The sequence below is a fragment of the Sphingomonas sp. 179-A 2A2 NHS genome, from assembly GCF_045371305.1.
Classification (GTDB): domain Bacteria; phylum Pseudomonadota; class Alphaproteobacteria; order Sphingomonadales; family Sphingomonadaceae; genus Sphingomonas.
Map to the genome: position 1 here is coordinate 90,304 of NZ_JBIQDE010000004.1, position 26,503 is coordinate 116,806.

General features: G+C 65.9%; 23 protein-coding genes. 9 read left to right on the forward strand and 14 right to left on the reverse strand.

All coding sequences use genetic code 11. The features are described 5' to 3' along the window. Nucleotides 1–16: 16 nt before the first annotated feature. From glgA to ACH0AE_RS09820, 3 genes are read left to right on the forward strand one after another with little or no spacing between them, the layout of a single operon-like run. Nucleotides 17–1,447, forward strand: coding sequence for a glycogen synthase GlgA (glgA, locus tag ACH0AE_RS09810; RefSeq protein ID WP_294441697.1), 1,431 nt, complete (start codon nucleotides 17–19; stop codon nucleotides 1,445–1,447). Beyond that, nucleotides 1,444–3,063, forward strand: a complete 1,620-nt coding sequence (locus ACH0AE_RS09815) for an alpha-D-glucose phosphate-specific phosphoglucomutase (RefSeq protein WP_294441696.1) — start codon at nucleotides 1,444–1,446, stop codon at nucleotides 3,061–3,063. Before glgA ends, ACH0AE_RS09815 begins: the two co-directional genes overlap by 4 nt. Nucleotides 3,064–3,073: 10 nt before the next feature. Continuing rightward, entirely contained in the window at nucleotides 3,074–4,822 is a 1,749-nt protein-coding gene (locus tag ACH0AE_RS09820) for a glycogen-debranching protein (protein WP_294441695.1), read from the forward strand. Between the two features lie 25 nt (nucleotides 4,823–4,847). Here ACH0AE_RS09820 and ACH0AE_RS09825 read toward each other — a convergent pair whose 3' ends face one another. From ACH0AE_RS09825 to ACH0AE_RS09840, 4 genes are all read right to left on the reverse strand, one after another. Further along, nucleotides 4,848–5,975, reverse strand: coding sequence for a zinc-binding dehydrogenase (locus tag ACH0AE_RS09825; protein ID WP_294441694.1), 1,128 nt, complete (start codon nucleotides 5,973–5,975; stop codon nucleotides 4,848–4,850). A gap of 34 nt (nucleotides 5,976–6,009) precedes the next feature. Further along, nucleotides 6,010–7,830, reverse strand: coding sequence for an NAD(P)/FAD-dependent oxidoreductase (locus ACH0AE_RS09830; protein ID WP_294441693.1), 1,821 nt, complete (start codon nucleotides 7,828–7,830; stop codon nucleotides 6,010–6,012). Between the two features lie 100 nt (nucleotides 7,831–7,930). Further along, nucleotides 7,931–8,683 (reverse strand): polyphosphate kinase 2, encoded by a 753-nt coding sequence (gene ppk2 / locus ACH0AE_RS09835; RefSeq protein WP_294441692.1) that lies wholly within the window; start codon nucleotides 8,681–8,683, stop codon nucleotides 7,931–7,933. A gap of 8 nt (nucleotides 8,684–8,691) precedes the next feature. Beyond that, nucleotides 8,692–9,885, reverse strand: coding sequence for an acetyl-CoA C-acyltransferase (locus tag ACH0AE_RS09840; RefSeq protein ID WP_294441691.1), 1,194 nt, complete (start codon nucleotides 9,883–9,885; stop codon nucleotides 8,692–8,694). A gap of 87 nt (nucleotides 9,886–9,972) precedes the next feature. Here ACH0AE_RS09840 and ACH0AE_RS09845 point away from each other — a divergent pair, with 87 nt between their 5' ends. Genes ACH0AE_RS09845 through ACH0AE_RS09860 form a run of 4 tightly spaced genes read left to right on the forward strand, consistent with a single transcriptional unit; the run spans nucleotide 9,973 to nucleotide 12,828 of the window. Beyond that, complete coding sequence (locus ACH0AE_RS09845; RefSeq protein WP_406875712.1) at nucleotides 9,973–10,224, forward strand: hypothetical protein; 252 nt, start codon at nucleotides 9,973–9,975, stop codon at nucleotides 10,222–10,224. Continuing rightward, entirely contained in the window at nucleotides 10,217–10,966 is a 750-nt protein-coding gene (locus ACH0AE_RS09850) for an A24 family peptidase (protein WP_294441689.1), read from the forward strand. Before ACH0AE_RS09845 ends, ACH0AE_RS09850 begins: the two co-directional genes overlap by 8 nt. Continuing rightward, on the forward strand, nucleotides 10,963–11,403 hold the full coding sequence (locus ACH0AE_RS09855) for a hypothetical protein (protein WP_294441688.1): 441 nt from the start codon (nucleotides 10,963–10,965) through the stop codon (nucleotides 11,401–11,403). The genes ACH0AE_RS09850 and ACH0AE_RS09855 overlap by 4 nt, the downstream gene beginning before the upstream one ends. Nucleotides 11,404–11,418: 15 nt before the next feature. Beyond that, nucleotides 11,419–12,828, forward strand: a complete 1,410-nt coding sequence (locus ACH0AE_RS09860) for a coniferyl aldehyde dehydrogenase (RefSeq protein WP_294441687.1) — start codon at nucleotides 11,419–11,421, stop codon at nucleotides 12,826–12,828. Between the two features lie 58 nt (nucleotides 12,829–12,886). Here ACH0AE_RS09860 and ACH0AE_RS09865 read toward each other — a convergent pair whose 3' ends face one another. Then, a complete protein-coding gene (locus tag ACH0AE_RS09865; RefSeq protein WP_294441686.1) occupies nucleotides 12,887–13,045 on the reverse strand; it encodes a YdcH family protein in 159 nt (52 codons plus the stop codon). Between the two features lie 206 nt (nucleotides 13,046–13,251). Here ACH0AE_RS09865 and ACH0AE_RS09870 point away from each other — a divergent pair, with 206 nt between their 5' ends. Together ACH0AE_RS09870 and ACH0AE_RS09875 are read left to right on the forward strand one after the other, a co-directional pair. Continuing rightward, nucleotides 13,252–13,437 (forward strand): YdcH family protein, encoded by a 186-nt coding sequence (locus ACH0AE_RS09870; RefSeq protein ID WP_294441685.1) that lies wholly within the window; start codon nucleotides 13,252–13,254, stop codon nucleotides 13,435–13,437. Nucleotides 13,438–13,544: 107 nt separating this feature from the next. Further along, nucleotides 13,545–13,979, forward strand: coding sequence for a DUF1465 family protein (locus tag ACH0AE_RS09875; protein ID WP_406875713.1), 435 nt, complete (start codon nucleotides 13,545–13,547; stop codon nucleotides 13,977–13,979). A gap of 12 nt (nucleotides 13,980–13,991) precedes the next feature. On the opposite strand, the gene ACH0AE_RS09880 is transcribed toward ACH0AE_RS09875, so the two are convergent. The 9 genes from ACH0AE_RS09880 to ACH0AE_RS09920 form a co-directional block, all read right to left on the reverse strand. Next, nucleotides 13,992–15,851 (reverse strand): ABC-F family ATP-binding cassette domain-containing protein, encoded by a 1,860-nt coding sequence (locus tag ACH0AE_RS09880; RefSeq protein WP_294441683.1) that lies wholly within the window; start codon nucleotides 15,849–15,851, stop codon nucleotides 13,992–13,994. A 95-nt stretch (nucleotides 15,852–15,946) separates the two neighbouring features. After that, nucleotides 15,947–16,750: a LytTR family DNA-binding domain-containing protein gene (locus tag ACH0AE_RS09885; protein ID WP_294441682.1), complete on the reverse strand. Its 804-nt coding sequence runs from the start codon at nucleotides 16,748–16,750 to the stop codon at nucleotides 15,947–15,949. Between the two features lie 100 nt (nucleotides 16,751–16,850). Next, nucleotides 16,851–17,975, reverse strand: coding sequence for a sensor histidine kinase (locus tag ACH0AE_RS09890; RefSeq protein WP_406875714.1), 1,125 nt, complete (start codon nucleotides 17,973–17,975; stop codon nucleotides 16,851–16,853). A 102-nt stretch (nucleotides 17,976–18,077) separates the two neighbouring features. After that, a complete protein-coding gene (locus ACH0AE_RS09895; RefSeq protein ID WP_294441680.1) occupies nucleotides 18,078–21,455 on the reverse strand; it encodes a TonB-dependent receptor in 3,378 nt (1,125 codons plus the stop codon). Nucleotides 21,456–21,623: 168 nt separating this feature from the next. Then, nucleotides 21,624–23,750, reverse strand: a complete 2,127-nt coding sequence (gene ligA / locus ACH0AE_RS09900; protein ID WP_294441679.1) for an NAD-dependent DNA ligase LigA — start codon at nucleotides 23,748–23,750, stop codon at nucleotides 21,624–21,626. Between the two features lie 98 nt (nucleotides 23,751–23,848). Continuing rightward, the gene (locus ACH0AE_RS09905) at nucleotides 23,849–25,426 is read right to left on the reverse strand and encodes an amino acid permease (protein WP_294441678.1); all 1,578 of its coding nucleotides are present in this window, start codon (nucleotides 25,424–25,426) and stop codon (nucleotides 23,849–23,851) included. A 126-nt stretch (nucleotides 25,427–25,552) separates the two neighbouring features. Further along, nucleotides 25,553–25,945, reverse strand: coding sequence for a histidine triad nucleotide-binding protein (locus tag ACH0AE_RS09910; protein ID WP_294441677.1), 393 nt, complete (start codon nucleotides 25,943–25,945; stop codon nucleotides 25,553–25,555). 8 nt (nucleotides 25,946–25,953) lie between these two features. Then, the gene (locus tag ACH0AE_RS09915) at nucleotides 25,954–26,289 is read right to left on the reverse strand and encodes a phosphoribosyl-ATP diphosphatase (protein ID WP_294441676.1); all 336 of its coding nucleotides are present in this window, start codon (nucleotides 26,287–26,289) and stop codon (nucleotides 25,954–25,956) included. Between the two features lie 32 nt (nucleotides 26,290–26,321). Then, the gene (locus tag ACH0AE_RS09920) at nucleotides 26,322–26,498 is read right to left on the reverse strand and encodes a hypothetical protein (RefSeq protein WP_294441675.1); all 177 of its coding nucleotides are present in this window, start codon (nucleotides 26,496–26,498) and stop codon (nucleotides 26,322–26,324) included. Nucleotides 26,499–26,503 lie beyond the last annotated feature (5 nt).

The window sequence follows — 26,503 nt, forward strand, 5'->3', positions numbered from 1 at the left end:
TTCTTCGGCCCAGCTCGTGAAGGTCCTCTCTGTTGCGTCCGAGGCGTATCCGCTCGTCAAGACCGGCGGGCTGGCCGATGTGGTCGGCGCTCTGCCGGCTGCGCTGGCGCCGCACGGCGTTCACACGACTACCTTCATCCCCGGTTATCCGCCGACGCTGAAGGCCGTCGGCGGCCGCGCAATCCACAAATGGCGTGATCTGTTCGGCGGAGAGGCGAGGCTGCTTCGCGGCCAGCTTGGCGAGCACCCGCTGGTCGTGCTTGATGCGCCGCATCTCTTCGTTCGCGAGGGCGGTCCGTATGGGGACGCCAGCGGCGCCGATTGGCCCGACAACTGGCGCCGCTTCGCCGCCTTTGCGCGTGCGGCGGCGGAAATCGCGCGGGGCGGGGTCAAGGGCCTGTCGTTCGACATTCTTCACGCGCATGATTGGCAAGCCGCGCTCGCGCCGACGTATCTGCGCTACGCCGATACGCGTGTGCGCACGGTGATGACGGTCCACAACATCGCCTTTCAAGGCCGGTTCGACGCCGCGATCTTCCCGGAGCTGGGGCTCCCCGCTGCTGCCTGGGCGATCGACGGCGTGGAATATTATGGCGGCGTCGGCTTCCTGAAGGCGGGGCTCGAAGCCGCCGATGTGATCACCACGGTCAGCCCTACCTATGCGCGCGAGATTCTGGAACCCGAGTTCGGCATGGGACTGGAGGGTCTGATGCGCGCGCGGGAGGACAAGATCCGCGGCATCGTCAACGGTATCGATCCTGCAGTCTGGACCCCCGCGCGCGACGGCGCTCTGCCGGCCTCTTACACGAGCCGTAATCTCGCCCGCCGCGCCACGAACAAGCACGCCGTGGAGCGCATGTTCGGTTTGCAAGCGGGCGACGGGCCGATCTTCACCGTCGTCAGCCGGCTTACGTGGCAGAAGGGGATGGACGTCCTTGCCGAATGCCTCGATGAGCTCGTCGCGATGGGCGGCCGGCTGGCGCTGCTTGGCTCCGGCGATGGGGCACTCGAACGCGCCTTTCTCGATGCCGCGGAGCGACACAGCGGCGCAATCGGCGTTCGCATCGGCTACGACGAGCCACTATCGCACCTGCTGCAGGGCGGCGCCGACGCCATCCTGATCCCGTCGCGCTTCGAACCCTGCGGTCTGACCCAGCTCTACGGTCTTGCATATGGCTGCGTGCCGATCGTCGCACGAACCGGCGGGCTCGCGGATACGATCATTGACGCGAACACGGCGGCGCTTGGGGCGGGCGTTGCCACCGGCATCCAGTTCGATCCCGTGGACCGAGCATCGCTTCTCTTCGCGATCCGCCGGGCGATTGATCTTTATGCCCAGCCCGAGACTTGGCAATCGCTTCAGCGGCAGGGCATGAAGGCCCGGTTTTCTTGGGAAGCCAGCGGGGCCGCCTATGCCGCGCTATATCGGGAACTGAGCAGTCTATGATCCACGCGGTCGCAACCAGGCCATTTGCGGACCAGAAGCCCGGTACCTCGGGGCTGCGCAAGAAAGTGAAGATCTTCCAGCAGCCGCATTACGCGGAAAACTTCATTCAGTCCGTGTTTGACGTTGTGCCCGAAAAGGAAGGCGCGACGCTGGTGATCGGCGGCGATGGCCGGTTCCTCAACCGCGAGGTGATCGGCAAGGCGATCCGCATGGCGGCGGCGGCGGGCTTCGGCCGCGTGATCGTGGGACAGGGCGGGATCCTCTCCACGCCGGCCGCGTCGAACCTGATCCGCGAACGCGGTGCGATCGGCGGCCTCGTCCTTTCCGCCAGTCACAACCCGGGTGGGCCGGACGAAGATTTCGGGATCAAGTACAATGTCGGCAACGGCGGCCCCGCGCCCGAAAAGGTGACCGCGGCAATCTATGCCCGCACCACGGAGATCGATCATTTCGCGATTTTCGAGGCGCCGGACGTCGATATCGACACGCTCGGTGAAACCCAGCTGGCGGACACGATCGTCGAGGTCGTCGATCCCGTCGCCTCCTATGCAGCATTGATGGAACGGCTGTTCGACTTCGGCGCAATCCGCTCTTCCGGCCTCTCCGTGGCGTTCGACGCGATGAGCGCGGTGACGGGGCCTTACGCGACCGAAATACTGGAGCGGCGCCTCGGGTTTGCGCCGGGGAGGGTGCGCAACGGCACACCGCTGGAGGATTTCGGCGGCCACCATCCGGATCCCAATCTCGTTCATGCGCGCGCGCTCTACGATCTGATGATGTCGCCCGGGGCCCCCGACTTTGGCGCCGCCTCAGACGGGGACGGGGATCGCAACCTCATTATAGGCCGCGGCATCTTCATCACCCCGTCGGATAGCCTGGCGATGCTTGCCGCCAATGCGCATCTCGCCCCCGGCTATGCCGAAGGGCTGAAGGGGATTGCGCGGTCGATGCCGACCAGCGCGGCCGCGGATCGCGTCGCCGCCGCGCTCGGCATCCCGTGCTATGAGACGCCGACGGGATGGAAGTTCTTCGGCAATCTGCTCGATGCGGGCCGCGTCACCATCTGCGGGGAAGAAAGCGCCGGCACCGGATCCGATCACGTGCGCGAGAAGGACGGGCTCTGGGCCGTCCTGCTGTGGCTCAACATCCTCGCCGCCACGGGCAAGTCGGTGAAGCAGATCGCCACCGAACATTGGGCACGCTTCGGGCGCAACTATTACGCTCGACACGATTACGAAGGCGTCGAGAGCAACGCTGCCGACGCGCTGATGGGCGGGTTGCGCGATCGGCTCGCCCAGCTTCCCGGGCAAGCGTTCGGCACGCTCACGGTCGAGGCGGCCGACGATTTTGCCTATGAAGATCCGACCGATGGTTCGATCAGCAGCCAGCAGGGCGTGCGCGTGCTGTTCCAAGGCGGCAGCCGCGTCGTATTCCGCCTGTCCGGTACGGGGACCAGCGGCGCAACGCTGCGCGTGTATCTCGAGCGCTACGAGCCTGCCGGCGGCCGCCTTGACGCGGATACGACCGAGATGCTCGCCGAGATCGCGGCTGCTGCCGATCAGATCGCACAGATCCGCAAGCTGACAGGGCGAACCGCGCCTGACGTCGTCACCTGATCGATAGCCGGTGTGCGGACAAGCGCGAGTGGCACCGCCTATAGCAACCAAGTTCTGCGTGCGCAGTCCTCGCGCGATCAGCGTGTTCCTTTGCCTCTTTGACGAAGACCAGCACGAAACACGGCTGCCCATGGTTCGCGATGGCAGCAACTGGGTCATCACGGTCGCGATGGCTGTCGGGCAACGCTACGGCCTCCGCGCCGACGGACCACCGCCGTTCGACTTCGCGAAGCTGCTTGTCGATCCCAACGCCACCCAGCTTGACCGCCCGTTTGTCTCTGATCCCCGGCTGGCGGTGCCCGGCGAGGACACTGCCGATCTCGTTCCCAAGGCGCTGGTAACACGGCCGCTGCCGCCGCTCGCATTCTCGCCGCCGGTATTCCGCGCCGGTGGGCTTATCTACGAGGTCAACGTGCGCGGGTTCACCATGCGCCATCCGGAAGTGCCGCTGGAACTGCGCGGCACGGTTGCGGCGCTCGCACACCCTTCCGTCCTGGCGCACCTCACCAAGATCGGCGTTGATGCGGTGGAGCTGATGCCGGTCGTCGCGTGGCTGGACGAGCGTCACCTGCCGCCGCTCGGGCTCTCCAATGCCTGGGGCTACAATCCCGTGGTGCCGATGGCGCTTGATCCGCGCCTCTGCCCCGGTGGCATGGCGGAGCTGCGTCGGACCGTCGATACGCTGCGCACCCATGGCATCGGCACGATCCTTGATCTCGTGCTTAACCACACCGCCGAGAGCGATGCCGACGGTCCAACGCTGTCGTTCCGAGGGCTCGATGATGGCGTCTACGCGCGCGCGCCGGACGGCGCGCTGATCAATGACGCCGGGACCGGCAATACCCTGGATTACGGGAACCCGGCGGTTCGCGATCTGGCGCTTACGACCTTGCGACACTTCGTTGAGGAGACAGGTGTCGACGGCTTCCGCTTCGATCTCGCGCCGATCCTGGCCCGGGCGCCTGGCTTCGACCGCGAGGCACCGATCTTCGCCGCAATCGCCGACGATCCCGTGCTCAAGGACCGGATTATGATCGCGGAGCCGTGGGATACAGGGCCGGGCGGATACCAGCTGGGGCATTTTCCGCCGACCTGGCTGGAGTGGAACGATCGCTTTCGCGACGACGTGCGCCGATTCTGGCGCGGGGACGGCAGCGCCGGAGCGCTGGCGACCAGGCTCGCCGGGTCGACCGACGTGTTCGGTCAGGAGCGGACCCGTTCGGTGAACTTCGTCGCCGCCCACGACGGCTTCACGCTCGCCGATAGCGTCTCCTTCGCTGACCGGCGGAACCACGCGAACGGGGAGGAGAACCGCGACGGCCATGCACATGAGGTAAGCTGGAGCGCGAAGGCACTGGGGCGGGACGGGCGGGGGGATGTTCGTGCGATGCTCGCCAGTCTCTTCGCCTCGCGCGGCACGATCATGCTCACCGCCGGCGACGAATTCGGCCGCTCACAGCGTGGCAACAACAATGCCTATGCGCAGGACAATGAGCTCTCCTGGCTCGACTGGAGCGGGCGGGATGAGGAACTGGAGGCCTTTGTCGCAGCGCTATCCCAGTGGCGGCGCCCGCACGCCGAAATCGCCGACCCGGTAGTGCGCCACGATCTCGAATGGCTAGCTCTCGACGGTAGCAAGTTGCGCGATGGCGACTGGCAGCACGCGGACGGCTTCACGATGATCGTGCCCGGCGGTGCGAGCGTCCGTGTCGATCGTGGCGCACGCACCGTCACCCTCTCGCCGCCGCCCGGCGCCTGAAGGCGCAGAGCGGCGGGGTGCCGGGTCAGCGCTGCGGCGTGATGAGATACTTCTCGCCGGTCGCACGCTTGCCATATGCGGCGATAACCGCGGGATCGAGCGCCTGCTCCAGCGTGATGCGCTGGGTGTATTTGCTGGCGAACGTCGTCTTCAGCTCACGCGCCACGCGATCGCGCAGTGCCTTGGCTTCCTCGGCCCCCACGTCTTCCAGGAAATAGGTCAGCAGCCAGCCGCCCATCCGCCAACGCATGCCGAAGCCACGGTTGAACTCGGTCGGTTCGGACGAAAGGCCACCATAGACGTACACCTGCTTCATCTGGCGCGAGCCATAGGGTCCATCGGCGCGCTGCGTGCGAAGCGCCGCCTGTTCCATCGCCGTCAGGATCTGGCCGGCGAGCTTGCCGCCACCCACCGCATCGAAGGCGAGATAGGCGTTGGTGGCAGCGATCGCATCGATCAGCCGCGGCATGAAATCCGCGGCGGTCATGTCGACGACATGCTCCGCGCCCAGATCGCGCAACAGCTGCGCCTGCGCTTCGCTGCGCACGATGTTGACCAGCGGCACGCCGTCCGCCGCGCACAGCTTCACCAGCATCTGGCCAAGGTTGGATGCCGCGGCCGTGTGGATGAGGCCGGAATAGCCTTCGCGCTTCAACGTGCCGACCATGCCGAGCGCGGTCAGCGGGTTCACGAACGAGGATGCTGCCTCTTCGGCGCTCGTCCCCTCTGGCACCACCATGCAATCGGCGGCCCGCACCTTGCGATACTGGGCGTAGAAGCCGCCGCCGGCCAGCGCGACCGTCTTGCCGAGCAGCGCCTGCGCCTCGGGCGAGCTGCCCGCAGCGACGACCAGGCCAGCGCCCTCGTTGCCGACCGGCAGGTCGACCCCCGCGCGCGCGCCGAGCACCCGCTGGATCTGGGGCGGCAGCGGCGCCACGGCAGCGCCGTCCTCCGCCTTGAAGCTCGCTGGATCGGCCAGCGCCAGCAGCACCGCGAGGTCCGAGGGGTTGATCGGCGTCGCCTCCACCCGGACGAGCACTTCGTCGTCGCCGGGCGTCGGCACCGGCACTTGCTGGATCGACAGGCGCGCCTGTCCGTCCTTGGTGACGGTGGAGACGAGGCGACGATGCGTGTCGGGCAGGGTGTCGGTCATGCAATGCTCCTTGTAATGGGCAGGCGTAGTTTGGTCAGGCGAGCGTCAGGCCCTTCATCGAGCCCTCGTCCCGCCAAGCCTTGATCGTCTTGAAGAACGCGACCGGCCCCTTGCCGTAGCTGGAGAAGCTGGCCGCCTGCGGGCTCAATTGTCCCTCACCGTTATAATAACCGGGCGTGCATTCCTCCAGGAACTTGCGCCTGTCGAGTACCGACGCAAGGATCTCCTGCGTCCATTCGTTTTCCGCCGCCTCTGTCGCCTCGACGCGCGATTTCTGCGTGGAAAGCGCATGGCCGATGATGTGCGCGGCGTGGCCAGCTTGCTCCAGTAGGGCGTGGGGATAGTTCGCGGTGAAGCCGGACTGGATCACCGAGAAGATGAACATGTTCGGAAAGCCGTTCACCGTCATGCCGTGAAGCGTGCGGCCGCCAGTCGCCCATTTCTCCTCCAGCGTCCGCCCGGCGACGCCATGGACATGATAGCCGGCGCGGCGGGCATAGCTGGTGCCGACTTCGAAGCCGGTCGCGAAGATCAGGCAGTCGAGCTTGTATTCCCTGCCGGCCACCACGACGCCCTCGCGCGTGATCCGCTCCACGCCCTTTCCCTGCGTATCGACCAGCTTCACGCTCGGCCGGTTGAAGGTGGCGAGATAATCGTCGTGGAAGCAGGGGCGCTTGCAGAACTGGTTGTACCAGGGCTTCAGCGCCTCGGCAGTTTGCTTGTCGGTGACCACGCTGTCCACGCGGGCACGGATTGATTCCATTTTCTGAAAATCGGCGAGTTGCACCAGCTCGTCCGGGTCCTGCACGCCCTCCTTGGCAGCCTTCATGCGCGCGATCATGCCAAGGTTGCGGATGATGTCGGTCCAGCCGTCGTTCACCAGGTCCTCATCCGCCCAGCCACCCGAAACGAGCGTGTTGAAATTCTCCATCCGGTGCTGGTGCCACCCCGGCGTGAGCGACTGCGCCCATTCCGGATCGGTGGGGCGGTCGCCGCGGACGTCGATCGACGATGGCGTGCGCTGGAACACGTAAAGCTGCTTGGCCGTCTCGCCGAGGTGCGGCACGCATTGCACCGCCGTCGCGCCGGTGCCGATTATCCCCACCACCTTGTCGCCAAGCTTGTCCAGCCCGCCGTTCTGGTCGCCGCCGGTGTATTCGTAATCCCATCGGCTGGTATGAAACGTATGACCCTCGAATTCCTCGATCCCGGGTATGCCGGGCAGCTTGGGGCGATGCAGCGGCCCGTTCGCCATCACTACGAAGCGGGCGCGGATCGCATCGCCGCGGTTGGTCGACACGGTCCATCGGCGGCTCTGCTCGTCCCACGCAAGGTCCGTCACTTCGGTCTGAAACAGTACGTCGCGGTGAAGGTCGAAATGCTCTGCGATGCGCCTTGAATAAGCGCGGATTTCCGGTCCCTGGCTGTACTTGCGCTCAGGAATGAAGCCGGTCTCTTCCAGGAGCGGCAGGTAGACGTAGCTCTCGATGTCGCATGCCGCGCCCGGGTAGCGGTTCCAGTACCAGGTGCCGCCGAACTCGCCGCCCTTCTCGATGATACGCAGATCCTCGACACCCGCCTCGCGCAGCTTCGCGCCGGCCAGCAGCCCGCCGAAGCCGCCGCCGATCACCACCACGTCCTTCTCGTCGCCCAGCGGTGCGCGATTGCCGGGGGCCTCGATATAAGGGTCCTCGAGAAACCGTGCGAACCGGCCCTTCATCTCGAGATATTGCTCATTCGCATCGGCACGCAGGCGCTTGTCCCGCTCAGAAAGGTACTTCGCCTTCAGCGTCTTCAAGTCAAACGCCAGACCGTCGGACGCGGGATCATGTGCCGCCTGCGACTCGAACGTCATGCTGCCTCTCCTCTTTGTTCTTTGGATCGCAGTATGACTTGCGACTGAGCAGAGTTGTAGTCCGCTACGGAACAAAAGTTACGTTCGCCAGCAGGCGTCTCTACCGCGCCAGGCGACCATCCGCGATCGCTGATGGTTCGAACGGAAAGAGCAGATTGCTGTCCGGCGGGGTGATGTGGTGCGCGATCTCCGCGGGCGCGAGTTCGCGCAGCAGGTGCCGGATGATCGCGCGCCGCGCCTTCTTCTTGTGGTCCGCGTGGACGCAGATCCACGGTGCGTCAGGCGTGCTGGTGCGCGCCAGCATCGTATCGCGCGCCGCCGAGTAATCGTCCCAGCGCTCCTGCGCGACGGCATCGAGCGCCGAGACCTTGAGCGCCTTCAGCGGATCCTCTCGTCGCGATTTCAGGCGCCTGGCCTGCTCCTCGCGCGAAATATCAAGCCACAGCTTCACCAGCCGGATGCCGTCATGAAGCAGCATCGCTTCAAAGCCGGGAACGTCGGTCAGGAAGCGTGCCTGCTGCTCTGGCGTGGAGAAGCCGTTTACCACCTCTACGCCAGCGCGGTTGTACCAGCTGCGGTTGAAGATCACGAGTTCGCCAGCCGCCGGCAGATGCGCGGCATAGCGCTGGAAGAGCCATTGCGAGCGTTCGCGCTCGGATGGCTTGGGCAACGCGACTACGCGCGTCTGGCGGACGCCAAGGTGCCGCGTGATGGTGCGGATCGCACCATCCTTGCCCGCGGTGTCGCGTCCCTCGAACAAGACGACCGCGCGCGCGCCGCTTTCAGCGGCCCAGGTCTGGTAGCGGACCAGAGCAAGTTGAAGGTCGTGATCTTCCTGCTCATGGTCCGCCATGGTCGATCTCAGACCAGTTCGACGGCGATCGCAGTGGCTTCGCCGCCGCCGATGCAGAGGCTGGCGACGCCGCGCTTCTTGCCGTGATGCTTCAGCGCCGCGACCAGCGTGGTGATGATCCGCGCGCCCGATGCGCCGATCGGATGCCCCAGTGCGGTCGCCCCGCCGTGCACGTTGATCTTCTCGTGCGGGATGCCGAGATCGCGCATCGCGAACATGGCGACACAGGCAAATGCCTCGTTGATCTCGAACAGATCCACATCGTCGATCGTCCAGCCGGCCTTCTTCAGCAGCTTCTCGATCGCGCCGACCGGGGCGGTGGTGAAAGCCGCCGGCTCCTGCGCATGCGCCGAATGGGCGACGATCCGCGCGACCGGCTTCTGCCCTTTCGCTTCGGCAACGCTGGCCCGTGTCAGGACGAGCGCGGCGGCGCCGTCCGAGATCGAGGAACTGGTGGCGGCAGTGATCGTGCCGTCCTTGGCAAAGGCCGGCTTCAGCGTCGGGATCTTGTCCGGCATCCCGCGTCCAGGCGCCTCGTCCGTATCCACCACCACTTCGCCCTTTCGGGTCGCGACGGTCACCGGAACGATCTCCTCGGCAAAGGCGCCGGTCTTGATCGCTTCCTGCGCGCGGCGAAGCGATTCGATCGAGTAATCGTCCTGCGCTTCGCGGGTCAGCTGATATTCGTTGGCGGTTTCCTGCGCGAACGTGCCCATCGCACGGCCGTGCTCATAGGCGTCCTCGAGCCCGTCGAGGAACATGTGGTCATACGCCATGTCGTGGCCGATGCGCGATCCGCCGCGATGCTTCTTCAGGATATAGGGCGCATTGGTCATGCTCTCCATGCCGCCCGCCACGATCAGGTCGGCCGATCCCGCCGCGATCGCCTCGGCACCCATGATCACCGTCTGCATGCCCGAACCGCACACCTTGTTGACGGTAGTCGCCTGTACCGACTTCGGCAGACCGGCCTTGATCGCCGCCTGGCGCGCCGGCGCCTGGCCAAGCCCTGCGGGAAGCACGCAGCCCATGTAGATCCGCTCAATCTCGTTCGTGTCCACGCCGGCACGTTCCACGGCGGCCTTCACGGCTGTCGCGCCAAGATCGGTTGCCGACACGTCGGAAAGCGCGCCCTGCATGCCGCCCATCGGCGTCCGGGCGTAGGAAAGGATCACGACGGGATCGGCGGGAACCGTGGCCATATCTATGCTGCTCCGCAAAAAACTGTTGGATGCGATCTAGGGCGAAGCGGCATGGAATACAAAGGGTCGCCGCTGCGTTGGCGCGCGATGGACTCACTAACCGACGTGCTCAAATGGGCAGCCTCGATCAGCGGAATGATCGCTGCATTCATGGTATCACTGGATCTTGGTCGCCGGGTGACGGGATGGGGGTTCGTGCTGTTCGTCGGCTCGTCGATCTGCTGGATCAGCGGCGCGGCGCTGACGGGCGACTGGGCGCTCGGCACGCAGAACGTCGTCCTGTTCGGGATCAACCTGTTCGGCGTCTATAGATATCTGATACGAAAGAAGAGTGTCTGATCTCTTCTGGCCGCTCGCGTTTGGTGTGCTCGGCGCGATCCTCGGCAGCTTCCTTGCGACGGTTGCGCTGCGCTGGCCGGCGGGCGGATCGGCGCTGGCCGGGCGTTCGATGTGCGACGGCTGCGGCACGCCTGTTCCGCCACGTCATCTGCTCCCCCTGCTGAGCGCTCTGCTCCTTCGCGGCCGGGCCCACTGCTGCGGGGCCGTAATCGCGCCGCTTCACTGGCAGGTCGAGGCAGCTGCTGCGCTGGTGGGCGTTGCGGCGGGCGTCGTTATCCCGGGGCCGCTCGGGCTGGCGGTTGCCGCCTGCGGATGGCTGCTCGTGCTGATCATTGTCCTCGACGCCACCGAATATTGGATCCCGGATTCGCTCGTTGCCGCATTCGCGATCGGGGGGCTCGCCGCCTCATTGGTGCTGCCGCCGCCGCTCGAAGACCGCCTGATCGGTGGTGCGGTCGGCTTCGTCGCGTTGTGGCTGATCGCGGCGCTGTATCGTCGAACGCGAGGCAGGGAGGGGATGGGCGGCGCCGATCCCAAGCTGTTCGGCGCGATCGGGCTATGGCTCGGCTGGCGGATGTTGCCACCGGTACTGCTGCTCGCCGCCATGATCGGGCTCGGGGTGGTGGCTTGGCGTGCCGCGACTGGCCGCGCCGTCGCGGCGGATGATGCGTTGCCGTTCGGGGCCTTCCTCGCGCTGGCGGCTTATCCCGCCCTTCTCCTCATGATAAGGTTCCAGCCATGATCGCGCTGCTTCTCCTTGCGCTCGTCGCGGCGGATCCCCCCGCCGCTCCTCCTGTCACCATCGATGGCCTCCCGATCGGCGGCCTGCCGCGCCAGTCGCTGCCCGCGACGGGGTGCGCCGCCTATCTGTTCAGCGCCGGGCAGACACGCGCCCTGGTGGCGATGGCCTCGGCAGAGCCCGCCTCGCTGCGCCTGTCGCTGGATGGGCGGGTGGTCGATCTCGGTCGCACCACCGCGAGCGGAGCAGTCAACTTCGGTTTCGGCACCAGCACCGAATATCGCGCCAGTGACGTCACGGCGACGCTCGACATGACGACGCGGTCGCGCAAAGATCTGACGCAAGGGGCAGTTGTCGACAGCGGTACCTTGCGTATCGATCGTGCCGGCAAGGACACGATCGTCCTGCCGGTCGGCGGGTTGATCGGCTGCGCTACATAACGGGAGAGGGTCAGGATGAAGAAAATACTTGCCGCGCAGCGCGAAAGCTTCATGGCGGCGCTGCCTGAGCCCATGTCCATCCGGAAGGACCGGCTTAAGCGCGCCGCGGCGATGATCCGCGATCATGCTGATCGCTTCTGCGATGCGCTGAGCGAGGATTTCGGCCACCGCAGCCGCGAACAGTCGATGGTCACTGACATCGCGGGCTCGATCGGCCCGATCACGCATGCGCTGAAGAATGTCGAGAAATGGGCGCGTACCGAGAAGCGCTCGGTGCAATTCCCGCTCGGCCTGTTCGGCGCCCGCGCCCGCGTTGAGTATCAGCCCAAGGGCGTGATCGGCGTGATCGCGCCGTGGAACTTCCCGGTGAACCTCGTCATGTCGCCGCTCGCCGGCATCTTCGCCGCGGGTAACCGCGCGATGGTGAAGACCAGCGAGTACACGCCCGTCACCGCCGCGCTGTTCGAGGAGATCGTCGGCCGCTATTTCGATGCGACCGAACTTGCCTTCGTGTCGGGCGGCCCGGAAATCGGCAAGGCGTTTGCCGAGCTGCCGTTCGATCATCTTCTCTTCACCGGCGCCACCGGCATCGGCCGCCACATCCTCCATGCCGCGGCCGACAATCTGACGCCCGTCACGCTGGAGCTTGGCGGCAAGTCGCCGGTGATCATCGGCAAGGATGCGGATCTCAAGCAGGCGACCGAGCGGGTCGCGCTCGGCAAGATGCTGAACGCGGGCCAGATCTGCCTCGCACCCGATTACCTGCTCGTGCCGTCCGACCAGGAAGGCGCGGTGGTGGAAGGGTTGAAGAGCGCCGTCGGCGCCATGTACCCGACGGTTCTGTCGAACCCCGATTACACCAGCGTCGTCAACGATCGGCACTTCCAGCGCCTGAACGACTGGATCGATGATGCCCGCGCGAAGGGCGCTACGGTCGAGGTGGTGAACCCCGCGAACGAGGATTTCGGCAGTACCAACAGTCGCAAGATGCCGCTCCACATCGTGCGTGATGCGACGGACGACATGACGGTGATGCAGGAGGAGATCTTCGGCCCGATCCTTCCGGTGCGCCGCTACGACGGGATCGACTCGGCGATCGCCGAGGTGAATCGCCGAGATCGCCCGCTCGGCCTTTATTATTTCGGGAAGGACGCGGCCGAGCGTCGCCGCGTTCTCGATCGCACGATCTCCGGCGGCGTGACGGTGGATGACGTGATCTTCCACGTCTCGATGGAGGATCTGCCGTTTGGTGGCGTCGGCCCGTCGGGCATGGGGGCCTATCACGGCTTCGATGGCTTCAAGACGTTCAGTCACGCCAAGAGCATCTATCAGCAGGCGCGGGTGGATGTGGCGAAGCTTGCGGGGCTGAAGCCGCCTTATGGGGCGGCGACGCGCAAGTCGATCGCGCGCCAGATCGGCCGGTGAACGGCCACTGAAGTGGCGCGGGGCGGGGAGTGATCCCCGTCCCGAGCCGTCATGTTGCTCAATGCGCCGCGGAAATGACCTCCTTCAGGCGCAGCTTCTGCTTCTTGAGGTCCGCGATCAGGATGGCGTCCGGCATGGGACGTAGGGTCTCCTGGGCGATGCGCTGATCGAGCACGGCATGCTTGGCCTCGAGAGCCGAAAGATGCGCGTTCTGCATAACAGGAACCTCCTTGCTTTGCTTGGTGGGACTCGGGATTAGAACGCTTGTGCGGGCAAAAGTCCTCATCATTTTTGCGATGCGCGCGCTGGGCCGAAGCTGATGCGCGATGTCACGTGGATGTAACGATTTTTCCGCCGCGGTGGCGGCGGCTGGGCCGGGGAGCGCTGGCCGGGACGGGAGGTCGAGGGTTGGACGAAAACCAGATGATCGCGCGACTCGGCGCGCTGCGCATGGAGCATCGCGATCTCGATGATGCGATCGTCGCGCTCGCCAGCGGTGGTGGCGCCGTCGATCAGTTGCAGCTGGCGCGGCTGAAGAAGCGCAAGCTGCGTCTGCGCGACGAGATCTCCGCGCTCGAAGATCAGCTGGTTCCCGACATCATCGCCTGAGTGCCGGTTTGGGACGCAGCTAGCCTTGGCGGGTCGGCCCGCGGCTCGCGGACCTGCACGATCGGTGCAACATATCGGCCATGCGAGCAGGCACGCCCGAATCGCCGGTGCAACGGCGTCTCATCGATACATTGTACGTCGAGGCGATGCTGCTGGCGGATGATGCCCGCAGTTACTTTGACGATGGCGGGCGGATCGAGCGGGAATTGCTGGGGCCGCTCGAACGGGTCACCTTCAGCTGCGAATCGCTCAAGGTCACCACGCGATTGATGCACGTCATCGCCTGGCTGCTGACGCAGCGCGCGGTGCTGACGGGGGAGCTTGCCGCAAGCGACGCGCTCGATCCCTCGCGGCGATTGGGCGAGGGGCCGGTGACCGATACAATGACCATCGATCGCCTGCCCGAACCGGCGCAGGCGCTGGTCGCCGCCAGCATCGATCTCCACCGCCGGGTCGCCCGGCTCGACGAGGCGCAAGTTCCTGACGCGCTGGCGCAGAGCCCCGCCCGCCAGATGCTGGAGCGGTTGAACCTCGCGTTCTGACCGGCGCGCCGCTTACGCCGTTTCCAGCGCCTCGTTTGCTTCCAGCCAGCGCGCCTCGGCTGCCTCGATCCGCTCGGTGAGGGCGGAGCGCCGCTTCATCAATTCGCCCATCGCCAGCCCCGACAGCTTCGGATCCGCACCCGCCGGATCGAACATGGCGCGTTCGATCGCCGATCGCTCGGTGCCGAGGGAGGCGATCTCCGCCTCCATCTCGCGGGCCACCTTGCGCCATGCCTTGTCGGTTTCGCGCTTCTCCGCCGCGGCCTTGCGCTCCTTGGCGGCGTCCTTCTTGGCGCGCCCCTCGCTCTTCGGCTCCTTGGTCAGCACCATGGCGACATAATCGTCGAGGCTGCCGTCGAACTCGCAGGCGGTGCCGTCATCCACCAGCACCAGGCGATCCGCCGTCAGCTCCACCATGTGACGATCGTGGCTGACGATCAGCACCGCGCCCTTATAGTCGTTCAGTGCCTGGACCAGCGCCTCGCGCGCATCGACGTCGAGGTGGTTGGTCGGCTCGTCGAGGATCAGGAGGTGAGGGGCCTCGCGCGTGATCAGCGCCAGCGCCAGGCGCGCCTTCTCGCCGCCGGACATCTTGCCGACGGTCGCCGTCGCGCGGTCGCCCGAGAAGCCGAAGCGCCCCAGCTGCGCGCGCACGGCGGCCGGCGTCGCGCCCTTCATCACCCGCGTCATATGCGCGAGCGGCGTGTCGTCCGCCTCCAGCTCCTCGACCTGATACTGGGTGAAATAGCCCACCCGCATGCGGTTCGTCGCCGCCATCGTGCCCTCCATCGGGGCAAGCTGCGCCGCTATCAGCCGGGCAAAGGTGGTCTTGCCGTTGCCGTTGCGGCCGAGCAGCGCGATCCGGTCATCCGGATCCATGCGCAGGTTCAGCCGCTTCAGGATCGGCGTGTCGCCATAACCAACCGCGGCATGGTCGAGCGTCACCAGCGGCGGCCGCAGCGGCTCGGGATCGGGGAAGCCGAACGACAGGGTCGGATCGTTCGCCAGCTCCGCGATCGGCTGCATCTTCGCCAGCATCTTCGCGCGGCTCTGGGCCTGCTTGGCGGTCGAGGCGCGGGCCGAGTTGCGGGCGATATAATCCTGCAGCTTCGCACGCTGCGCTTCCTGGTTCGCCTTTGCGGCGGCGATCTGCGCCATTCGCTCCGCGCGCTGCCGTTCGAACGCGTCGTATCCGCCCGGGTAGAGCGTCGTCTTGCCGCCCGACAGGTGAAGGATGTGGTCGACCACATTGTTCAGGAAATCGCGTTCGTGGCTGACGACGACGATCGTCGCCTTGTACGAGCGCAGGAAGTCCTCGAGCCACATCACCGCTTCGAGGTCGAGGTGGTTCGACGGTTCGTCGAGCAGCAGCAGGTCAGGCTGCGAGAACAAGAGCGCGGCCAGCGCCACGCGCATCTTCCACCCGCCCGAGAAGCTGTCGAGCGGCCGGTTCTGCGCCTCCTCGTCGAAGCCAAGGCCAAGCAGGATCTGCGAGGCGCGCGCTGGCGCGGTATAGGCATCGATCGCGATCAGCCGCTCATAAATGTCGCCGAGCTTCTCGGGATCCGTTTCGGTCTCGCTCTGCGCCATCAGTTGCGCACGCTCGGTGTCCGCCTCCAGCACCTTCTCGAACGGGGTGGCGTCGCCAGCCGGCGCTTCCTGCGCGATATAGCCGATACGCGCCCCACGCGGCATGTCGATCGAGCCGCCGTCCGGTTCCAGCTGGCCGGCGATGACCTTCACCATCGTCGACTTGCCGGCACCATTGCGGCCGATCAGGCCGACACGGCTACCCGGCGGGAGTGACGCAGACGCGCCATCGAGGATCGTACGCCCGCCGAGGCGCACCGTGATACCGTTAATCGTAAGCATGAGCGCACCCTAGCAGATTTGCTGCGCCTGCGTAATGCATCGCAATGGAGGCAGCCCGCCAACGGCCCGCCTCCAATATCTTCGATGTCCGCGCTTCAGTGAACGAAGCGCGCCACCACGTCGCGATAGCTGCGGCTGACCTTAACCTGCGCGCCCGAGTCGAGCACCAGGAAGCATTCGCCATTGGTGTGCGGCTTCACTTGCCGCACCTGATCGAGGTTCACGATCGTCGAACGGTGGACGCGCTGGAAGCGCCGCGGATCGAGGCGCTTCTCCAGATCCTTCATCGTCTCGCGCAGGATCAGCGTGTTGTCCGCCGTCTTGATGCACATATAGTCGCCGGCCGCCTCGACGATCTCGATCGTGTCGACATCGACGCGGAAAATCTGTCCACGGTCCTTGACGTTGATCAGCTTCTCGAACCGGTTGGCGTTGGCCGGCTCCACCCCGCCGTCGACGATCTCGGCCGCCGCTTCCGGTGCGTGCTCGGCCAGCGCCTCCTTCAGCTTCTCCGCCTCGCCGACGCTGGATTTCTCGGCCAGCCGCTGCCGCACGCGTTCCAGCGTATCGGCAAGTCGCGCCTCCTCGACCGGCTTCATCAGATAGTCCACGGCCTGTGCCTCGAACGCGCGCAGCGCGTGATCCGAATAAGCCGTGACGAACACGAACAGCGGGGGCTCCACGTCCATCAGCCCCTGCACGACCGAAAAGCCGTCAAAGCCGGGCATCTGAATGTCGAGGAAGACGAGATCGGGCTTGTGGGTCTTGATCGCGCTGATCGCTTCGCGGCCGTTCTGGCACTTGGCGATGATCTCGACGTCGTCGTGCGGCTGCAACCGGAGCTCAAGCCCCTGGATCGCGAGCGGCTCGTCGTCGACGAGAATGGTGCGGATGGTCATGGTGTCGATAGTCTCCGATGCGATGCCGGCCGGTGGTGACGTTCCGCCCTGCCGGTCATCTGAACTCAACTGCCCCCTGTTGCTTCCTGTTCGCTGCTTCCTACTCGCGCTGGAACGGTATCTCGATCTCCACGCCGAAGCCCCCTGTCGGCATCGCGCGGACCTCGAAGCGGTGATCCGTCCCGAATGATTGTGCCAGTCGCTCCCTGATATTGGCGATCCCGACGCCAGTTGAAAGGCTCGGCTTGTTTCGGTTCGGCTGCAAGCCCGGTCCGGTATCGGATACGCCGATCCGAACGCGATCCCCGATCAGCCGCGCGGTGACGGAAATATCCGCCCCTTCCTCCTTGGGCGTGACGGCATATTTGATCGCATTCTCGACCAGCGGCTGCAGCAGGAGCGACGGCAGGCGTGCCTTCTCCGCGGCAGGATCGATGTCGAATTTCGGGCGCAGGCGATCCTCGAAACGCATCTTCTCGATCTCGAGATAGAGCTTCAGCGTCTCGACTTCCTGCGCCAGCGTGACGTCCGCAGTCGGCTCGTTCGCCAGCGTGTAGCGCAGGAAGCTCGCCAGCCGGCTCAACATCGCATTCGCCCGCTCGGTCTGCTTCAGCAGCACGAGGGTGGAGATCGAGTTCAGCGTGTTGAACAGGAAATGCGGGTTCAATTGGTAGCGCAGCATCGCCAGCTGCGCCGAGCTTGCCTGCGTCTCCAGATGCTGCATCTGATCGATCTGCTCTTCGACGATCAGGTAGAAGTTGATCCCGAAATAGAGCGCGGACCAGCCGGCCAGCACCGTGAAATTGAGGAACAGCGCGCCGATCAGCAACTTCACGTCCACGCCGGGCGCCGATCGCGCGATAAAGCTGAACGAGAAGGTGTCGAGCAGCGCGTAGATGAAGGTAGCGGCGCTCAGCGTCAGCACCGTCAGGATGATCGCCGGAATGCGCGGGAAGCTGCGATATAGGCCGTAAAGCGTCGAGAGCAGTAGCGTGATGCAATAGCCCACGATCGTCTCGACGATGTTGGTGACGACGCCCTGCAGCGTGAAGCCATTCGAGATCGACGAGACTGTGCGGAGCACCAGATAGCCGGACCACCCGGCCGCCTGCAGGATCCAGAAGGCGCGTGCCTTGTCCTCGAAGAACGGGCGTACGGCCAGGTTGCTCGGCCGGATCGGCGCAGCGGTGGTGGTATTGCTGGGGGCAGGGAGCGTGGTCGCCATCACGCCGCCCTATATGCGGGCCTCGCGTCCGGCGCAAAAGAAAGGGCCGCCGCTCCCTTCGTGGAGAGCGGCGGCCCCGAAAGCGTGATCAGTTACGCGCGATCAGAAGGTGAAGCGCGCACCCACACGGATCGAGTAAAGCGACTGACGCGTGTAGATCTGGTCGCTCGGCGTCGCGGACGGCGCATTGTAGCGATACTGTGCGCACGCCTGGCCGGTGTTCCCGGTCAGCGCCGCGCCCGGTGCCGTGCCGGTCGCAACCGGCGTCTGGAGGCACTGAACGCGAACCGCCGGGATCGTGTACGGGAACTGATATTCGCGTACCTGGCCCCAGTTCTTGTTGAGCAGGTTCGTCACGTTCTCGATGTCCGCGAACAGCTCGATGCGGCTGTTGCCCACGAAGGCCGGGATTTCCTGGCCGAAGTGGAGATCGAAGCGCGTGAACCACTTGGAGTTGAAGGCGTTGCGCGGCGCGATCTTGCCACGATACTTCTTCAGGTTCGTCGAGTTGATCAGGTTCTCGAGATAGTCGCGGGTCGCGGTGCTGTCGTACGACACCAGCGCGTCCGTGGTCGAGGTCGGCACATAGAGCAGGTAGCGACCGGCAGCACCGTTCGTCCCGAACACTGGCGAACGTCCGCTGTTGACCTGGTCCTGCATCGTGTAGCTGAACGGACGACCGATACGGGTCTCACCGAACAGCGTGATGTTGGTCTTGTAGTCGCCGAAGAAGGCGCGGTCGAAGCTGACGTTGTACTTGATGTTGTGGCGAACTTCGTCGTTCGAGATGCCGTAGGCGGCGCCATTGGCATCAAGGAACGCGCCGTTGCCGTAGTTCGACGAAGCGGTCGACGAGGTCGCCGGCGCCTGATCCTTCACGTCCTGGTAGGCATAGCTCACGAACGCCTTCAGACCGAAGTCGAAGTCCTTCCCGATGCGCGCAACGCCGATCAGGCTGCGGCCGCGGGTGGTGTTGGTCAGGAACAGGTCCTGGTTCGTGTCGCCCAGGTTGGTGACGCCAGCGGCCGAGGTGTAGCGGACGCGGCCGTCCGGGGTGCGAAGCGCGGTCGGCACGGCGCGCAGGTCGGTGAAGAACACCTGGTTGCGGACCTTGGACCACAGGAAGTCGGCGCCGAAGTGCCAGCCGTCGCCGAAGGTGCCGCCCCAGTTCGGATCCCAGTCCGCCGACAGCGTGCCGCGCCACTGCGAAGGCACCTTGAATTTCGGATCGAGCGCGTTGGTCGGCGACAGCTGGTTCACCGATGCGTTGGTCAGCACCGCGTTGGCGGCCCCCGGGATGACCGTGCCGTTGACGTTGGTCAGGATCTCCGCACCAGCCGCCGCCGCACCCGGGCCGGTCAGGCCCGGAACGGTGTACCCGCCGCCGTTCAGCTGACGAACGTCGATGGCGTTGGTCAGGAAGCCGGTGTTCGAGAAGCTGTTCGAGACGTAGACGTCCGGCGAACCGCCCGAGAAGATGCCGATGCCGCCGCGCAGCGACACGTCCGACACCGGCTTCAGGTCGAAGCCGACGCGCGGCTGGAACACGCCGCGACCCGAGATGTAGGCAGTGTTCGGGAAGCCGTAGCGGCTGAGGAAGCTGCCGTTCAGCTCGGGACGGCTGTCGCCGCCGAACAGGTCGTAACGTGCGCCGTACGACAGGGTCAGGATGTCGCTGACCGTCCAGGTGTCCTGGATGCCGAAGGTGAACGTCTGGTAGCGGAAGCGCGCTGCGCCGTTCACCGGATCCAGGCTCGGCACGGCGTTGCCGTAGCGGAAGCGCTGTGCGTTGCCGGCGCGGAAGTCGGCGATCGAGTCGAAGTAATAGTCACCCGCGGTGCGCTGCACGAACAGGTTGAAGATCTTCGTATCCTGGAATTCGCCGAAGATGCGCAGGTCGTGGTTGTTGCGCGTCAGGCGGGCCTGGATCAGGCCGCCATAGGTGCGGCTGGTCAGCTCGTTCGACTGGCGCGACACGTCCGGCCCGAACGAGACGTTGCCGAAGCCGGACTGGCAGGTGCCGGACAGGTCGTTGTTACCCGGAACTGCGCTGGGAAGGCTACGATCCGAGGTCGGCGCGGTGCAGACCTGCATCTGCGCGAAGCCGCGGCCCATGATCGGGTCCTGACCGCGCTTATAGTCCTTGTAGAAGCCGCGGACTTCGGTCGAGAACTCGTCGGTCCAGTCGCTGTTCAGCTGGAACACGCCGGTGTGCAGGCGGTTCGAGCCGATGTAGCCGTTCGATTCCAGGCCAAGGCCCGGCGTGCCGCTGGTGAAGGTGTTCTGGTTAAACTGGATCGAGTCCTTGGTGTACAGGTACGTCACCGAGGCGCGCTGCGTGTCCGACAGGTTGGCGTCGATGCGCGCGACGAGGCGGTCGTCGCGGTCCTTCGCGTTGTTCAGGATGCCGCCGGTGTCATAACCGTAGCGGCTCTGCGCGATCTGCTGGATCTCGGCGACCGCAGCGTCCGTGATGTTCGGAACGACGGTGCCGGCGTTGTTGCCCGCGGTGCCCTCGGGGATCGGGGTGTTGGCGCGGATGCGCTCACCGGCGACCATGAAGAACAGCTTGTCCTTGATGATCGGGCCCGACAGCTGGGCGCCATAGTTCTCGTACTTGAAGTCCGGGATGTTGACGCGGCCGGTGGGGACGCCCGGGCCAGCCTTGGTCTTCTTGCCGGTCAGGCCGGCGTCCGAATAAGCGTAGAAGCCGGTGCCGTGGAACGAGTTGGTGCCGGACTTCAGAATGGCGTTGATCGCGCCGCCCTGGAAGTTGCCTTCGCGCACGTCATACGGCGCGACCTTCGTCTGGAACTGGCCGATGGCGTCGAACGGCACCGGCGAGCGGCGGGTGGGCAGGCCATCCGGGTTCAGGCCGAAATTGTCGGTGACCGGCACGCCGTCGACCGAGAAGCGGTTGAAGCGGGCGTTCTGGCCCGCGAACGAGACGGCGCGGCCGCCCGTGGGCGTGTCGTCGAGGCGCGCGAACGGATCGCGGCGCATCAGGTCGCGCACGTCGCGGTTGACCGAGGCGACGTTCGCAATGTCGGCCGCCGAGAGCACGGTGGCCGGGCCCTGGCTGACGGTGCGCGCATTGGCGACGCGCGACGCGGTGATGACGATGTCGCCGCCGGCTTCTTCAGTGGCTTCGGCCTGCAGCTCGATCGGCAGGTCGAAGGCCTGCGCCACGACGGTGAAGATGTCGGTGACGGTGACCTGGGGATAGCCCGGGGCTGCGACAGTGACGGAGAAGGGGCCGCCGACGCGGAGGCCAGATGCGTTGAACGAGCCGTTGGCGTTGGTCGTCACGGTCGAGGTCGTGCCCGAAGGAACGTTGACGATCGTCACCGTTGCGCCCGGTACCGGGGCACCAGCCGCCGTCACCGTGCCGCGAATTACCGAGGTCGTTTCCTGTGCCGACGCCGCAGCCGGCGCGATGAGCGCGACCGCAGCCACGCCCAGATACAGGTTATGTCGCATCAATCTGTTCCCCTTGAGAGCTCGTGTGCTCTGACCGCACGGTACCTTGACCGTCCGTCGCGCCCCTGCCCGTGCAATATTTCGCTTCCGTGACACCGACTAGGCGATTCGTGATGGAACCGGATTCGTTTTTGCTGCGTTGCAAAAAGGCGACAGGTGCGTCCGGGTTCAGGCCGATGCTGCCACGATCGCCTGCCAGCCGGCCTCGTCGATCACCCGTATCCCAAGGTCCGCGGCTTTTTTCGCCTTCGATCCGGCGCCCGGCCCCGCCACTACAAGGTCAGTCTTGGCGGAGACGGACCCTGCCACCCGCGCGCCCAGCGACTCGGCCTGTGCCTTGGCCTCGTCCCGGCTCATCGTCTCCAGCGTCCCGGTGAAAACGACGGTCTTCCCGGAGACTTCGGACGCGCGCGTCTCGTGAACAACGTCGGCGGGCACGATCTCGGTCAGCAGGTCATTGACCGCCTCGTCGTTCCGCTCTTCGGCGAAGAAATCGATCAGTGCGAGGGCGACTTCGGGGCCCACCTGCTTGGTATCGACGATCGCCGCCAGTTCTTTGGCCGTGCGGGCGAGCAGCTTGTCGTCGCTCTCGCCGATTGCCTGGAGCATGCCGTCGCGCTTCTCGATCCCGCTCTGCACCATCGCGCGGAATGCCGCCCAGCTCGTCCAGCGCCGCGCCAGATCGCGGGCGGTCACTTCACCGATGTGCCGGATGCCCAGTGCGAACAGGAAGCGATCGAGTGGCGGCGAGCGCTTGGCGTCGATCGCCGCGATCAGGTTGCGCGCCGAAACCTCCGCCCAGCGTTCGCGCGCCAGCAGGTCTGCCTCGGTCAGCCGGAAAATGTCTGCCGGCCGTGCGATCAGCTTGTCGGCAAAGAAATTCTCGATGTTGGTGATGCCCAGCCCCTCGATGTCGAGCGCATGGCGCGAGGCGAAGTGGCGCAGCCGCTCCACCTGCTGTGCCGGGCAGACCAGCCCGCCCGAGCAGCGCCAGTCGACTTCGCCCGGCTCGCGTACCGCTTCCGATCCGCATTCGGGGCAGTGCGTGGGGAATTGCCATTCAGGCCGCGGCGTATCGCGGGTCAGATTTTCGACGATCTGCGGAATGACGTCGCCGGCCCGCTGCAGCACCACGCGGTCTCCGGGCCGCACGCCGAGCCGGCCGATCTCGTCGGCGTTGTGCAGCGTCGCATTGCGTACCACCACGCCGCCGACCGTCACTGGCTCCAGCTTCGCCACCGGCGTCAGCTTTCCGGTGCGTCCCACCTGGATGTCGATCTGGTTGAGCGTCGTCTGCGCCCGCTCGGCCGGGAACTTGTGCGCGATCGCCCAGCGCGGCGCCCGCGCCACGAAACCCAGGCGCTCCTGCCAGTCGAGCCGGTCGACCTTGTACACCACGCCATCGATGTCGAACGGCAGGTCGGCCCGCTCCGCCTCGATCGACCGATAGACCGCCAGCGCATCCGCCGCCGTATCGACGCGGGTGAAGCCGTCAGCGACGGGGAAGTGCCATTCCCTGATGGCCGCGATCACATCTGACTGGGTCGATCCGGGGAGGGCACTCGCTTCGCCCCAGCCGTGCGCCAGGAAGCGCAGCGGGCGGCTGGCAGTGACAGACGCGTCCTTCTGCCGCAGCGATCCTGCGGCGGCATTTCGCGGGTTGGCGAACTGCCGCGCTTCCTTCCCCGTCTCCGCGGCCTCGGCAGCAAGCCGGGCATTCAGCGCGGCAAAGTCGGCCTTCGCCATATAGACCTCGCCGCGCACCTCGAACACGTCGGGCGCACCGCCCGGAAGGCTTGCCGGAATATCCGCGATCGTACGCACGTTGGCGGTCACATCCTCGCCGGTGGTGCCGTCGCCCCGCGTCAGCGCCTGCACCAGGCGACGCCCCTCGTAGCGCAGCGAACAGGACAGGCCATCGATCTTCGGCTCCGCGGTCAGCGCCACCGCTTCATCATCCGCAAGGCGCAGGAAGCGACGCACGCGGCCGACGAAATCCTCCACCTCCTCGTCGGAGAAGGCATTGTCGAGACTGGTCATCGGCCTGGCATGGGCGACCTTCGCCAGATGCCCCGCCGGCGCTGCGCCCACCTGCCGCGACGGGGAGTCCGCCCGAACCAGATCCGGGAACGCCGCCTCGATCTCGTTGTTGCGCCGGACCAGCGCGTCATAATCGGCGTCCGAAATCTCGGGCGCGTCGTCGGTATGATAAAGCCGGTTGTGGTGCGCGATCTCGGCGGCGAGCCGCTCGAGCTCAGCGGCGGCAGCTTCGGCGGTGGTGGGCAGGGCTGGCATGCGCTTTCGTTAGGCGAGCCGCCGGTTCCCGCCAAGCACATGCAAGAAGGCCCGGGAGCATCGCTCCCGGGCCTTCCTGAACTCGCCTGAACCTCGCCTCAGCGAACGCCGGGCACCGGCGGATCGAGTTCGGTCACCGCCTCGTCCTCATGAACTTCGACGAGTCCGCGGCCGAGGTGCGACGCGCGATAGCCATAGGCATAATAGATCACGAGGCCGATGATGCCCCAGATCGGCAGCACCAGCATCGCATCCAGCGGCAGGTTGAAGAACAGGAAGATACAGCCCGCGATGGTCATCGGCCCGATCAGCCACAGCGCCGGCGTGCGGAAATCACGCTTCCGGTTCGGCTCCCGGCGACGCAGGATCATCACCGCGATCGCCACCATCATGAAGGCGTAGAGCGTCCCGGCGTTGGCGATATCAGCCAGCTTGCCGACCGGCAGGAACGCTGCCGCGAAGGCCACCGCGCCGCCGGTGATGGCAGTCACGATGTACGGCGTCTTCCACTTCGGGTGTACGGTGGAGAGCTTGTCCGGCAGCAGGCCGTCACGGCTCATCACGAAGAAGATGCGCGTCTGGCCGAACATCAGGATCAGGATCACCGAAGGCAGCGCGAGGAATGCCGCAATGCCAAGCATGTTGCCGACGCCCGACCAGCCGATCTGGCGAAGGACGTGTGCCAGCGCTTCGTTCGAGCAGACCAGCGGCAGCTGATCGGCGGCATAGGTCGCGCACTGGCGCGCCAGTTCTTCCGAGCCGGCCGGGAAGGGAACGCCGTTCGGCCCCATGATCGGCTGGCCGCCCACGGTGCCGATCGCGCCCGCAGCCACCAGGATGTAGAAGACGGTGCAGAACAGCAGCGAGGCGACGAGGCCGATCGGCACGTTGCGCTGCGGGTTCTTGGTCTCCTCGGCCGCGGTCGAGACCGCGTCAAAGCCCACATAAGCAAAGAAGATCGTCGCTGCTGCGCCTACCGCGCCGACGCCGGTGCCAAAGCCGCCGAAGACGCCGGCCGGCAGGAACGGGTTGAAACGGTCGGTGTCAAAGGCGTCCGACGGCAGCGTCAGGGCGATGAAGGCGGTCAGCGCGGTCACCTTGATGGCGACCAGAACGGCATTGACGCGGGCGCTTTCGGTGGTGCCGATCATCAGCAGCCAGGTGATCAGAAGCGCGATGAAAACGGCCGGAAGGTTGATGAAGCCGCCTTCGACACCGCCCAGTGCCAGCGGTGCACCGGATAACCAGGGGGGTAAGTGTATGCCGAGGAATTCGTTGAGGATGGTGCCGGTGAAATAACCTGACCAGCCGACCGATACCGCGCTCGCCGCTACCGCATATTCAAGGATGAGGGCCCATCCGACCGTCCAGCCGATCACCTCCCCCATGGTGGCGTAGCTGTAGGTGTAGGCTGATCCCGCGACCGGGATCATCGCTGCAATCTCGGCGTAGCAAAGTGCCGCCACGATGCAGATCAGTCCGGCGATGGCGAAGGCCAGCATCAGGCCCGGTCCCGCCTTCTGGGCGCCGGCGGATGTCAGCACGAATATGCCTGTTCCGATGACGCAGCCGATGCCGAATAAGGTTAGCTGGAACCAGCCCAGTGTACGATGAAGCGACTTCTTCTCGGCAGTTGCCAAGATGGCGTCGAGTGGCTTTACTCGGCCAAAGATCATGCGGCCCTTCCCCCAGGAGGTGCGGCCCTCTGCCGGCCGCGCTTTCGTGAAGGGGCCAGAATTAGCGGGAGATGAGCCTCGCGCAATCCCTCACCGCGCGAGCGGGGGGATCGGCCGAAGATTCATTCACTTGGCGCTGTCGTTCTGCGCCAGCATCGGGCCCAGCGGGCGGCCCGCCAGGATATGGACGTGGAGGTGCGGCACTTCCTGGTGGCTGTGCGACCCGGCGTTGGCGAGCAGGCGGTAGCCCGGCTCGACCAGCCCGGCCTCACGCGCGACGAGTCCGACGGCGCGAACGAAGCCGGCGATCTCGGCATCACTCGCCCGGGCGGAGAAATCGTCCCAGCTTACGTACGGTCCCTTGGGGATCACCAGCAGGTGGGTCGGCGCCCATGGCGCGATGTCATGGAACGCCAGCGCGTGATCGTCCTCATATACCTTCTTCGCCGGGATCTCGCCGCGCAGGATGCGGGCGAAGATGTTCTGGTCGTCATAGGGGCGAGTTGCGTCGACGGGCATGATCGGCCTCACTCAGGTCGGAAGGAGAGGGGGCGGCCGGCCTTCTCGTCATGGCCCGACTGGCCTTCGCGCCGCGCCAGTTCCTGGCGCACGTCGTTGAGGCTCAGTCCGGCATCCGCCAGCAGCACGAGAAGGTGGAAGATCAGGTCGGCCGCCTCGGGCACGATCGCGCTGTCGTCTCCCGAACAGGCGGCGATCACCGTTTCCACCGCTTCCTCGCCCAGCTTCTGGGCGATCTTGTGCCGCCCGCGGAAGAACAGGCTCGCGGTATAGGAGCGGACCGCGGGCGCATCCTTGCGCGCGCGGATCGTGGCTTCGAGGCGGTCCAGCATGTCTTCGGCCATGCATCAGCCGGTGCCGCGCGGCGGCGGTCAGGTCAACCTTTGCGCGCGCGCTTGCGCAGCGCACGTCGCGCCAACCACACTGCAACGGCCGCGACCGCGAACAGGGCGACGTCGGACAGTTCCGGTCCGGTGCGCGGCGTGGAGACAGCAGAACGCCCGCCGTCGGCCACCGCCGGCGCGGCAAGGAACAGGATCGCGATCAGCCACATGGTGC